This window comes from Roseiarcus sp., assembly GCF_052145395.1.
Lineage (GTDB): Bacteria > Pseudomonadota > Alphaproteobacteria > Rhizobiales > Beijerinckiaceae > Roseiarcus.
In genome coordinates, this window is the sequence record NZ_JBKQOT010000426.1 from 1 (window position 1) to 11868 (window position 11868).

Sequence of the window (11868 nt, forward strand, 5' to 3'; positions counted from 1 at the left end):
GTGGTTCTGAGGGGGTCGGCGCCCTATGCCGCCGACCAGACGCCCGGCGCGGCCTCTGCGGTTCCGCCGCCGCCGTCGCCAGCCGCGATCGCGGCCGCGGATCAGCTTCTGATCGACATGGGCGTCAAGGACTCCATCGCCAAGACCGTGCCGACGATGATGGCCGAGTTCGAGCGCAACGTCACGACGACGCACCCCGAGATTCGCGACAGCCTCAGGGAGACCCTGATCGCGATCAAGCCCGAGTTCGACAAGTCGGCGCAGCAGACCTACGAAAAGAGCGAGGCGCTGCTTGCGCTCGCCATGAATGAAAAGGAGCTCGAGGACGTCGCCGCATTCTTCGCAAGCCCGACCGGCAAGAAATATCTGTTGATCCAGCCGATCTTCTTCGAAAAACTTCAGGACCTGCTGGGACCCTGGCGCCAGGATCTCTCGACCGACATCGTCACGAAGGCGCGCGAAGAGATGAAGAAGAAGGGCGTCGACTTCTAGGCCGGCTGCAAATGGCTTTCGACGTCGACCTCTTCGTCATCGGCGCCGGCTCGGGCGGGGTCCGCGCCGCGCGCATCGCCGCCGGACATGGCGCAAAGACGATCGTGGCGGAGGAGAGCCGGATCGGGGGAACCTGCGTCATCCGCGGGTGCGTTCCGAAGAAGCTCTACGTTTATGCGAGCCGCTTCGCCGACGAGTTCGCCGATGCGGCCGGGTTCGGCTGGACCGTCGGCGAGACGCGCTTCGACTGGCCGAGCCTCGTCGCCGCCAAGGAGAAGGAGATCACCCGCCTCTCGGCCGCCTATCGCGCCAATCTGGCCGCGTCCGGCGCCGAGCTCATCGAGCAAAGGGCCTCCATCGTCGGTCCGCATCGGGTGCGGCTCGCAAGCGGACGGGAAGTTTCCGCGCGACACGTCCTGATCGCGACCGGCTCGCGGCCGACGCTCCATCCCGAGATCGAGGGGTTCGAGCACGCGATCACCTCCAATGAGATCTTCGACCTGCCCGTCTTTCCCAAGCGGCTCATGGTCGTCGGCGGCGGCTATATCGCGGTCGAATTCGCCTCGCTGATGCAGCGGCTGGGCGCTCAGGTGACGGAGGTCATGCGCGGGACTAACGTGCTCCGCGGCTTCGACGAGGACATGCGCGCGGGCGTCCGCGACGCGATGCTTCGGGCGGGAGTCGCGTTCCGGTTCGGCTCCTTGCCGAAGCGGATCGAGAAGCTCCGCGACGGAACGCGCCGCGTCGCGCTGTCGGACGGCCATACGATCGAGGTCGACCTGGTCCTCGCAGCGACGGGGCGCCACCCCTATACGGAGGGTCTGGGCCTGGAGTCGGTGGGCGTCAAGCTCAGCTCCCACGCCGCGATCCTGGTGGACAAAGAACTCACCAGCAACGTCCCGTGGCTTCACGCGGTCGGCGACGTGACGGATCACGTCAATCTGACCCCGGTCGCCATCCGCGAGGGCCATGCGCTCGCCGACCGGCTTTTCGGCGCGGGCGCGCGGGCGATCCGCTACGACACGGTCGCGAGCGTCGTGTTCGGCACGCCCGAACTCGGCGCGGTGGGGATGACCGAGTCCGAGGCGACCGTGCGCCTGGAAAAATTCGAGGTCTACGAGGCCAATTTCCGGCCGATGAAGGCGACGCTGTCCGGCAGCGGCGAGCGGGCGATCATGAAGCTGATCGTCGACGGCGCGACCCAAAAGGTGCTCGGCGCGCATATCCTCGCCGAAAACGCCGGCGAGATGATCCAGCTCGTCGCGCTGGCGATGACGATGAACGCGACCAAGGACGACTTCGACGCGACCGTGGCCGTCCATCCCACGGCCGCCGAGGAGCTGGTGACGATGCGCAAGCCCTCCCGCCGCTATGACGGCGGCGAGTGGATGGCGTGAGGGCGGCCGGCCGCTCGGCCCCGGTTCGGCGCCCGTTTGGCCGCCCTTCGGCCCCCATTCGACATGCGTTCGATACCCGTTCGGACGCGCAAAAGGCCCCCTTATCCGACCGTGTTTTCAGCGATTTCAAGGGGTTGCGGCGGAGAATCGCAGAAAAATTCGCGCCCTCCGGTTCGGCGCCGCTAAAAAACACGTTTCCCTTATGCTCTCTCGCATGTTTGCGTCTCCGAAATTCAGGACCGCTGAAGTCCGACTCGAAGAACCTTAGCACGGAGTGCTGTTTTTCAGAAGAGTTTGCTGCAGCGCGGGCGGGGCTACGCGATGGCGAGCTCGTCGACGTAATCCGCGGCGTCGGCCTTGAGCTTGGCGACGACGGCTGGACGGTGGACGGCGTAGAGGTCGGCGTTGAGGGTCATCTTGCGCACTGCGGTCCAGAAACTCACCTCCTCCGCGCCCCAGCTCCAGAACAAAAACTTGCCGCGGTCGTCCGAGGCGCGGAAATGGAAGGCGCCGAGCGCGACCGACACCGAGCCGTTGTCGGCCTTCTGCGCCGCGCCGATCTGGAAATTGCCGCTCGCTTCCCGCATCGCCTGGAGATCGAAGATCTTCAGCGGCCGGTCGGCCTCGCCGAGCTTCTTCAGCGTGTCGAGCGTCTTCACCAGGATCGCGAGCTGCGCGCCGGTGGCGATCGCGGCGATCACGTCGAGGGCGGACCGGTCCATGCTGAACTTTCCGGCCAAAGTCTTGCGCTCGGTGAAGGCGAGCGCCTCGCCGGCCCAGCCGAGGCGGTCGAGCACGTCGAGATAGACGCCGTACCAGTCCTTCGTCGCGGCGAAGCGATCGAATTTCGCGCTCGCCGCGCGCTGGGCGAGCTGGGTCGAATAGAGCACGTCGCTCGTCTCCTCGGCCGAAAGCCCCGAGACGAAGGAGACGATGGACCCGGCGTCGACGCGGCGCGCAGATTGTCGCTGATTGGCGGCGAGGCCGCCGCGCCGGCGCCAGGCTCGGCGCCGCCGCGCATCCCCATCCGATCCTCGGCGTGCGCGTCGGGACGGAACGCGACCAGGCGCGCATCAAAGGCGAGGTCGAGGGAATGAACGAAGCTCGTGGTCATGGATTATCCTCGACAGCTTGTCGTTTGCCCTAACTTCCCGCGATCAACCCGCGCAATTCCTTGACGTGGGCGACCCCTCCCGCGTCGCTGAGTTTGGCGAAAGCCGCCTCGGACTGGTCCAGCACGGCGAGCGCGTCGTCGCGACGGCCGCCCATCGCGAGGACCTGGGCGAGCAGCGCGCCAACGGGGCCGACGCCGTCAGGATGGCCCAGTTTCAGGACGATGGCGTAGGATTCTGCGAGCGCATCATAGATCTCCTGGGCACGGCCCGCCTCGAGGCCGCCGGAGCCGAGAAGAGCCGTCGCGATCTTAAATAAGGTCGCCGATTGGCCGCGCGCGTCGCCGATGCGCTCATAGACGGGCAGCTGTTCCTCGCGCCGGATGCGCAAGGCCTCGTCGACCTCGCCGCGGCTTTGCAGAATGTCGGCGATCTTGCCCATCGTCACGGCGCGGGAGCGCGCGTCGCCGATGCGCTCAAAGACGGGCAGCTCTTCCTCGCGCCGGATGCGCAAGGCCTCGTCGACCTCGCCTCGGCTTTGCAGAATGTCGGCGATCTGGCTTGAAGCGATCGCCGACATTCGGTTGTCGCCTAAGCCCTGGAACGCGGCTCGCGCCCCGCGGATCAACGCCTCCGCCGGCGCGACCTCGCCCGACTGAATCAGAAGTCCGGCGCGGCGCAGGTCGAATGCGGCATGCGCCCATCGCGCCTTGGGATTGCCGGACGGCGCTGGGCGCACCGTCGCGGCGAGGATCCTCGGGATCAGATCGGCGTCGCCCAAACGGTTCGCGCATTCGAGCGCGAGGCGCAGGAATTCCGGCCCGAAGGCGCAGCCGTCGGGAAAGGCGCGCATCGCCGCAGCGATCAGCCCATGGGCGACCCGCGTCTCGCGATTCGACCATTCGAGCCATGCGGCCCCCGCCAGAACCGCGGCCTCGAGAACCGCCGGCTCCGCCCCGGCGGCGAGCGCTATCCGCGCGACTTCCAGTCCTCGCGGGTCTTGTGGAAACGCGCCGTCCGGGTTCCACCACGCGTTCGAGAGGGCAGGCAGCGCGGCGCGGGCGAGGCGCGGCAGGTCGGGTTCCTCCAGCAGCGGCGCCAGCGGCCGCGCGAGCGGGTTAGCGGCGGCGTGCGCAATGCCGTCGATCGCGCCCCAGTCGTCGAAAAGGCCGAGGCCGAGGAGGCGCGCGATCGCCGCCTCCGGCTTCTCGACCCCCAGGGCCTGCCCCGCCGCGCCGAGCGCAGCGAGCGGGATCGGGACCTCCGGGGAAAACAACGTCGCCGCCGACAATTGCCGCGCCTGGTCGTCCGTCAGCGCGTCACGATAGGCGCCAAACGACACGCGCGCGAAGAACCGGATCAGCGCGTTGTCCGAATCCTTCGCCGTCCCGTTCTCGATCAGCGCCTCGATTTCGGCGGGAGGCGCGCCGGTCTTGCGGTAGACGTCGATCTGGTCGATCGCGGTCTTCGCCGCGCCGATCTCTCCCGCCAGGATCGGCCGCGTCAGGATCGCCTGCAGCCCGGGATTGCCGGAAGCGGCGTCCAGCGCGCGTGACTGAAGCTCGGCGCGTTCCTCGTCGAGCCCGCCAGCCTCGGCGCCCGCGAGCGCGCGCCATTGCTTGATCCGCTCGCGTGGCTCCATCGGCCGCAGCGGCACGCGCTGAAGACCGGCGGCGCAATCTCCGCCGCTGCCATCCGGCAGGGCGAAGTCGTATCGACTCGTCACGATCAGCCGCGACCGTGTCGTCGCCCGATCGAAGGCCGCGAGCACGGCGCCGAGCGCCTCGCGATAGGCCTCCTGCACGGCGTTCGGCGCATCGCTCTGCTTCGGCGTCTCGAGAATCCGTTCGAGATCGTCGACGATCAGAAGAACGGGCTGCTCATCCAAAGGGCCTGAGAGCCAGTCTTCCAATGCGAGGCCCAGCGCAGACGTCCGAGCCTTGACGCGCTCGCGCCATTTGCGCTCTTCGTCGTCGCGAATCCCGGGGTCGAGTTTTTTGAGGATCGCGTCAAAGATCGCGAGCGCGTCATAACGTTCGAAAATCACGACCGGCGCATGCTGTTGCATGCGGCTCATCACCCGCGCGGCGAGGCTCGACTTGCCGAGCGCCCCCATGCCGTGGATCAGCACGGCTTGCTTTCCATCACGAAACGCCCGCAGAACCGTCTGGATCGCGCGCCGGCGGCCGACGAATTCTTCGCGCGTCGCCACCGGGACGCGTTGCCTGTCCTTGTCGAGGAAGGCTTTCTCGACTTTCTGGGCGTCCCACCGCCGACGTGGCTTGCCCGCGGCGCACAGCGCCCCGCCGCCCTGCGGTCCGAGATAGACGCGGGCCAAATGCCAGTGCCGACCGCGCTCACCGTTTTCGGCGTTCGTCCGCTTGAGCTCCCGCCGCGCGACCGCCGCTGCGCGGGGGATGGCCGAGCGGTTGGCGAGCGCGTGATAGAAGACAGTGGCGAAGGCGCTCGCGTCCGCGTCGTAGACCGAGCCGTCCCAGCCGATCACATTGGCGATCTTCGCGACCAATTGCCGCGCGAACGGGGCCGCCGTCTGCGGCGGACGCGGACCCTCGCCCGCATCGCGGCGCGCCTCGCCCTCGCGCGCGAATCCGACTGGCGCTCCCTCCGCCCGGCCGAATTCCGCCGTCCGGCAGGCCGAGAGGAACACGAGCCCCGGCGCATTGGCCCCGAGCGCCGCGACCAGCGCCCCCGGCTCGGCCTTGTCCTCGCCGCCCTCGGCCGATTCGAGCAGCAGGACCGGCCCGGCCTTCGCGTCGATGTCGCCATGACAGGAGAGATGAAGCGCCTCGAACGGTCCTTCGTCGGAATTCAGCCGCTCGCCGAGGAAGTCCTTGCTGCCGGTCTCCTCGACCACGAGGCGCAAGGGCAGGCGCTGTGTCGCCTGAAGGATCGCCGCCTCCTCCGCCTCGAAATCGAGCTCACGCTGGCCCTGCGGCGCGGCGGCCATGAACATGAGCTGCAGGTCGGCGTGGCGGGGCGTGAAAGGCGTCCCCGGTTCGCCGACGCGGCGGGCGACCACGAAGAGCTGCAGGGCGTCGAGCGCGAGCGGCCCATCGGCGCGCGCGAGAAGCTCCCAAGGCGCGTCGAGCAAAGCCGTTTCGCTCACGCCAAGCTTAGCGCCGACCTTGATCTCGAGAATCCAGTCCTCGCCGAGCGCGTCCGCCCAGGCCGAAGCCCAGCCGGAGCCGTCGAGCCAGTCGAACATTTCCCGGCCGATCGCCGCCAGCGCGTCGCCGTTGTTGCATTCAGACGCTTTGTCGTAGCGCTTCGCCCAGTCCGTAAGCTTCGGCGTCGCCTCGGCGAGTGGAATGCGCTGTTCCATGCCTCCGCCCGCGATCGAGCAGAAGACGTCGCCGCCCAGAATCTCGATCCGTCCCGCCGCCATGGCCGAGGCCTCCGCCCGGACCTCTCCGAATGAACCTCACCCTCGTACAGCTAAGCCAATTTGGCAATGACGCAGTGACGGGCGTCACATTGCGACGACGCCATGAGCGGCCACGGCGTGGCGCCTCGCGCCCCCGCGCTCACCGCCGCGCCCCTACCCCGCCCCGATTCGCCTCTCCAGCGCTTCGTACAGCGGATTCCGCGCGTCGAAAACGTGCTCTAGCGCGACGACGCTGACGCGTTCGGCGCCGTGTGCGAGCAGAAAGCCGGCGAGGTCGGCCGCCGTGGCCTTCGCGCAATGGAGCGCGACGAAGCCGCGAGGATCGGGCTCCTCGCCGAACGCCGGCAGCGCGCCGAAGCGCTGGCGAACCTCGGCGAACAATCCGTTGGCGGGGCCTCGCAGACGGGCGCGAACCTCGCGCGACTTCCGCGCCTCCTCGCTGGCCGCGATCCGGTCGAGAATGATCCGCGCGCACTTGCGCTGAACCGGCCCCCAAGGGGCGGCGAGCGAGGCGACCAGCATCGCCTGCGAGCGCAGAATGGGCCCATCGTCGAGCGGCTTCAGCGCATTGGCGGCGAGCGTCGCGCCGGTCGTGGTGATGTCGACGATCAGCTCCGCCGCGCCGGCCGCCGGCGCGCCCTCGGTGGCGCCAAGGCTCTCGACGATCCGGTAGTCGCCGACGCCGTGCTCGGCGAAATAGCGGCGCGTCAAATTGACGTATTTGGTCGCAACCCGCATCCGCTCGCCGCGCCGGGCGCGATAGACAGAGGCGACGTCCTCGAGGTCGGCCATGGTGCGCACGTCGATCCAGGCCTGTGGCGCGGCGACCACGACGTCCGCGCGGCCGAAGCCGAGCGGGGCGATCAGCTCGAGCCGCTGATTGGCGTCCGAAACCTTTTCCCTCACCAGGTCTTCGCCGGTCACGCCGAAATGGGCGGCGCCGGCGGCGAGCTGGCCCACGATCTCGGAAGCCGAGAGAAAGGCGACCTCGACGTTAGGCAATCCTGCGACCGCGCCGCGGTAGTCGCGCGCCCCGCGCCCCTGCGTGAGTTCGAGGCCGGCGCGGGCGAAAAAGGCCGAGGCGTTCTCCTGAAGGCGTCCCTTCGAGGGGACGGCGAGGACGAAGGGCGGCTCGGCGGCTGCGTCGACGGTCATCGGCGCGCTCCGGGCAGGCGGTCGAGCGTGATCGCCGCCCCGACCGCGGGAATGTCGGCCTTCGCGCCGAGTTTTCTGGCAAGGCCGTCGTAGCGGCCGCCGGCGAGCGCAGGCCTGGCGTCCGGCCGCGACGGCTCGCGCGCCTCGAACACGAAGCCGGTGTAATAGTCGAAGTCGCGCACGAAGGCGGCGGAAAAGCGCGTCTCCTCGATCGCCACGCCGCGCGCGGCGATGAAGCCGTTGCGCAATTCGAAGGCGTCGAGCGCGGCGCCGAGGTCGAGGCCTGCCGCGCCGGCGAGGCCGCGCAGCGTCTGGGCGGCGACGTCCAGGTCGCCGGAAACGGCTAGGTAGGATTCGAGAATTTTGCGCTTTTCGATCCCGATCGAGTCGCCCGAGCGCAGCGCCGCCTGCTCGAGGAACCGGTCGGCGATCTCGCTCGCCGTCCGGCCGCCGACCGCGTCGATGCCGGCGATCGCCAAAAGATCCTCGACCAGCGCGCGGGCGCCGTCATGGTCGGCGCTCTCCAGCGCCGCGAGGACGCCCGGCTGGGCGAGTGCGCTTTGCGAGCGCCCATCGAGGATGGCGGCAAGGTCGCGCCCCTCAGCGAGCCCGCGTTTGAGGCGACGGCGCCAGACCTCCGGCAGGGCGAGCGCGGACAAGAGAGCGTCGAAGAGACCGGCGTCGCCGAGCCGCGCCGCGAGCTTTCCCGCCGCTGCGGCGGCGGCTTCCATCGCGAGCGAGAAAACTTCGGCGTCGGCGGCCTCGGCGTCCTTGCGGCCGAAACTTTCGAGGCCGGTCTGAGCGCGTTCGCCGGCCCCCTCGGCCTGCGCCCGGAAAACCGGCCCGAGATAGGAATATTCGGCGACCGCGCCGGCCTTGTCCGAGGCGAGGTAGGCGCGGCAGACCGGGATCGTGTATTCCGGCCTCAAGCACAGCTCCTCACCGGAAGAGTCCGCCGTCAGGAACAGCCGGCCGCGAATGGCTTCGCCGGACATGTCGAGGAAGATCGACGCGGGATGCAGGATCGCCGGCTCGATGCGCTTGAAGCCCGACGCCAGAAAATGCTCGAGCGCCCGCTCGCCGGCGCTGCGGGCGAGGGGAAGCGTGGCGTCGAGCAGGGTCGCGTTCACCGGGTTTGTCCTCAAAATGGCCGCCTCCTTTAACAAAGCGCCGCGCCGGGCGCAGCGTTTTTTCGATCCGAAGGTGAATGAGGGCGCGCGCGGGCCTGCGGTTGCCGTCATGGCGCGGCCATGGTCGGATGCGACAGGGGATTCTCCCTCCCCGAATCATCAGGTCGGTCCTTCGTGTCCGTGACGACGCTTTCGGTTTTGCGCCTTCTCCGCTGGGCCGTCCTCGCGCTCGCGCTTTCCTGGGTGTTTGCGGCCGCGGCGCAGGACCAGCGGCCGCTCGACCTCGATGCGACCCGCAACGCGCTGACCGGCATCGAGAACACACTGAAGCAGCCGAATCTGACGGACGCCGATCTCCTGCGCCTCAGGGCGGAGAACGATCCGCTCGGCGTGGCTTTGCAGGCGGCGATCGCCGACCTGACGCCCCGGCTCGCCGCTTCGGTCAAGCGCCTCGCCGAGCTGACGCCCAAGACCAAAGACAAGGACGCCGCGCCGGCGACAGACGCCGCGACCGCGGAGCTGGAAACCGAGAAGCAGAAACACGACGCGCTCGACGCCAACCTGCGCGCCGCCCGCGCCATGCTGCTCGAAGCCGACGACATTTCGACCCGGATCGGAGCGCGGCGTCGCGACCTGTTTGCGCGCGAAACGTTTGCGCGCTCGTCCTCCGTCTTCAATCCGCAATTGTGGCTGAGCGTTTCGCGCGAGATTCCGTCCGATGTCCAGGCGGTCGCCGGGACTGTCGGGGACTGGCTGTCCGGCGTCCGCAGTCGTCTTACGACCCCGCAAGGCCTCGGCCTGGCTGGGGCGGTGTTGCTGCTCGCGCTTGTAGCCTTCCCGATTCACTGGATCGCGCGGCGCGTCATCTATCGCGATCCCGCCGCCGAATCGCCGAGCCGGCTGAAACGCGCGCTCGCGGCGGGCTGGACGATGCTCGTGCTCGCCGCCCTGCCGCTGCTCGGACTGTGGGTCCTGGCGCTCGCGCTCGACGCCTTCGACCTCAGCGACCCGCGCATGCAGGGGGTGCAGGACGCGCTCCTCGACGCCGCGCGCCTGCTCGTGGTGGTCAACGCGGTCGGGCGCGGGATGCTCTCGCTGCACGCGCTGGCTTGGCGGCTCATACCCGTAAGCGACAGGACGGCGCGGCGGCTGTTTCGCGGCGCCATGACGATCGCGGCGATCTGGGCGGTCGAACGGCTGATCGAGCCCGCCGCCGACGCGGTCGCTTCGCTCAACATCGCCGTCGCCGGTCGGGCGCTGGGGGCGGCGCTCGTCGCCGCCGTGCTCGGCGCCACGGTGCGACGGCTGACCCCGGGCCACGCCCCCAACCAGACCGCCGCGGCCGCCGCCCAGTCCGACCGGTGGGCACCGGCGCGAACGCTGGCCTGGATCGCCGCCTTCCTCATCTTCGGCGCGGCTGCCTTCGGCTACGTCGCCTTCGCCACCTTTTTGGTCAACCAGGCGATCTTTCTGACGATTCTCGGGTGTCTTCTCTACCTGCTCGACATCGTCATCCGGGACGGGGCCGAGGCGCTGCTCAGCCCCGACGCTTCGATCGGCGCCCGGCTCATGATCCTGTTCGGCCTGCGCCGTCACGTGCTGGCGCAGATCGTGGTTGTCGTGCAGGGAATCGCACGGCTGGTGATCGTCGTCATCGCCGCGGCGGCCCTGCTCGAGCCCTGGGGCGTGCAGTCGCAGGACTGGTTCAGCTCGCTGCGCGCCGCCTATTTCGGCTTCGGCGTCGGCGGCGTCACGCTGTCGCTGTCGTCGATGCTCGCGGCGGCCGCGGTGTTCGGCGTCGCCCTGTTCGTGACCCGGCTCATCCAGGGGTGGCTCAGCGCGCGCCTCTTGCCGGAGACGCGGCTCGACCCCGGCGTCAGCAACTCGATCAGCACCATCTTCGGTTACGTCGGGGCGACGGTCGCGGTGCTGCTTGGGGCCGCCCAGGTCGGCCTCGACGTGCAGAAGCTCGCCATCATCGCGGGCGCGCTGTCGGTCGGCATCGGCTTCGGCCTGCAGTCGATCGCCAACAATTTCGTCTCGGGCCTCATCCTTTTGTGGGAGCGCGGCATCCGGGTCGGCGACTGGGTGATGGTGGGGGCCGATCAGGGGTTCGTGCGCCGGATCAACGCCCGCGCGACCGAGATCGAGACCTTCGACCGGGCGACGCTGATCGTGCCGAACTCGAATCTGGTCACCAGCGTGGTCAAGAACTGGGTGAACCCCGACCGAATCGGCCGCATTCTGATCGCGATCAATGTCGACTACGAGAGCGACGTCGAGCAGGTGCGCGAGGTCCTGATCGACGCCGCCAGGGCGCGGGACCTCGTGCTGAAGATCCCGGCCCCTTCGGTCCAGTTCGTCGAGTTCGGCGACTGGGCGCTCAAGTTCAACCTGATCTGCTTCGTCGACGACGTCGAGACGGCGGGGGTGACGCAGAGCGACATGAATTTCGACATCTTGCGCCGCCTCCGCGAGGCCGGCATCCGCATCCCCTATCCCCCGTTGGCGCCGCGCACGGGCGCGCAGTGAACGCATGGGGGCTGGGAGGCGAACAGAGCCGGCCGCCTGGGTGCGGCGCGAGACATTTGGATTTCCTGAGGCGTGCGCGGGGCTGCGTCGCAGCTCCGCAAATTCTGGAGTTTTGGATGTTTGGATTCTCTTGTATTTCCTTGGATTCTCTCGACCGAAATGAGCCTTTTCAATGGGTTACATGCGAGCGCGCGCGAATTTTATTCGTCATGCGGCCCGTCCCCGCGCAAGCGGCCGCGTCCCGCTTAAGGACGGCGTCGGTCCGCTTGGGTTTCATCCGAGGCTCGCATGAAGGGATCATACCAAACAGTTCTGTTTTTCCGCACTAAAAAGTCGCGCCGTTCCCCTTCACGCTGGCGATAATCTCATTGCGGCGCGCGAAGCCCGGGGCAATAGTCGAAGGCCGTCGGGTAAGGGTTTGACCGTCGCGACCCGATTTCGTCGTGCTTTGGACGGGTTCGCGGAGCCGTTACCGATTGAACGCTCCTTGCGCAAAGCGGACGGCTGGTGTCGACGTTAACAGCACGGTGACGAAGTCCCGTTTTTCAGCTTGAGGGCGGCGCGGCGACGATGACGACGAGCGCGGCGAATTCGCCGTCGACGGTCACGATCAGGCCGAAGGCCAGCGCTGCGTCGGTTTGTAA

At 68.5% G+C, this 11868-nt stretch carries 7 protein-coding genes; 3 read left to right on the top strand and 4 right to left on the bottom strand.

Annotation, left to right across the window (positions count from 1 at the left end; all coding sequences use genetic code 11):
• Together ACLP25_RS14445 and gorA are read left to right on the top strand one after the other, a co-directional pair.
• Positions 1 to 492 (top strand): DUF2059 domain-containing protein (locus ACLP25_RS14445; RefSeq protein WP_442469879.1); only part of this gene is annotated, 492 nt, incomplete at its 5' end.
• An 11-nt stretch (positions 493 to 503) separates the two neighbouring features.
• Complete coding sequence (gene gorA, locus ACLP25_RS14450; protein WP_442469880.1) at positions 504 to 1889, top strand: glutathione-disulfide reductase; 1386 nt, start codon at positions 504 to 506, stop codon at positions 1887 to 1889.
• A 314-nt stretch (positions 1890 to 2203) separates the two neighbouring features.
• Here the strand turns inward: gorA and ACLP25_RS14455 are convergent, their stop codons facing one another.
• The 4 genes from ACLP25_RS14455 to ACLP25_RS14470 all read right to left on the bottom strand — a co-directional run bounded on the left by ACLP25_RS14455 (position 2204) and on the right by ACLP25_RS14470 (position 8707).
• On the bottom strand, positions 2204 to 2779 hold the full coding sequence (locus ACLP25_RS14455) for a hypothetical protein (protein ID WP_442469881.1): 576 nt from the start codon (positions 2777 to 2779) through the stop codon (positions 2204 to 2206).
• Positions 2780 to 3032: 253 nt separating this feature from the next.
• The gene (locus tag ACLP25_RS14460; RefSeq protein WP_442469882.1) at positions 3033 to 6407 is read right to left on the bottom strand and encodes an AAA family ATPase; all 3375 of its coding nucleotides are present in this window, start codon (positions 6405 to 6407) and stop codon (positions 3033 to 3035) included.
• 153 nt (positions 6408 to 6560) lie between these two features.
• Complete coding sequence (gene hisG / locus ACLP25_RS14465; protein ID WP_442469883.1) at positions 6561 to 7562, bottom strand: ATP phosphoribosyltransferase; 1002 nt, start codon at positions 7560 to 7562, stop codon at positions 6561 to 6563.
• The gene (locus ACLP25_RS14470; protein ID WP_442469884.1) at positions 7559 to 8707 is read right to left on the bottom strand and encodes an ATP phosphoribosyltransferase regulatory subunit; all 1149 of its coding nucleotides are present in this window, start codon (positions 8705 to 8707) and stop codon (positions 7559 to 7561) included. Before ACLP25_RS14470 ends, hisG begins: the two co-directional genes overlap by 4 nt.
• 159 nt (positions 8708 to 8866) lie before the next feature.
• On the opposite strand from ACLP25_RS14470, the gene ACLP25_RS14475 reads away from it, so the two are divergent.
• The gene (locus ACLP25_RS14475; RefSeq protein WP_442469885.1) at positions 8867 to 11224 is read left to right on the top strand and encodes a DUF3772 domain-containing protein; all 2358 of its coding nucleotides are present in this window, start codon (positions 8867 to 8869) and stop codon (positions 11222 to 11224) included.
• Positions 11225 to 11868: the final 644 nt, after the last annotated feature.

Coding starts and splice junctions, on each gene's coding strand:
- gorA (WP_442469880.1), top strand. CDS start 504: ATGGCTTTCGACGTCGACCTCTTCGTCATCGGCGCCGGCTCGGGCGGG.
- ACLP25_RS14460 (WP_442469882.1), bottom strand. CDS start 6,407: ATGGCGGCGGGACGGATCGAGATTCTGGGCGGCGACGTCTTCTGCTCG.
- hisG (WP_442469883.1), bottom strand. CDS start 7,562: ATGACCGTCGACGCAGCCGCCGAGCCGCCCTTCGTCCTCGCCGTCCCC.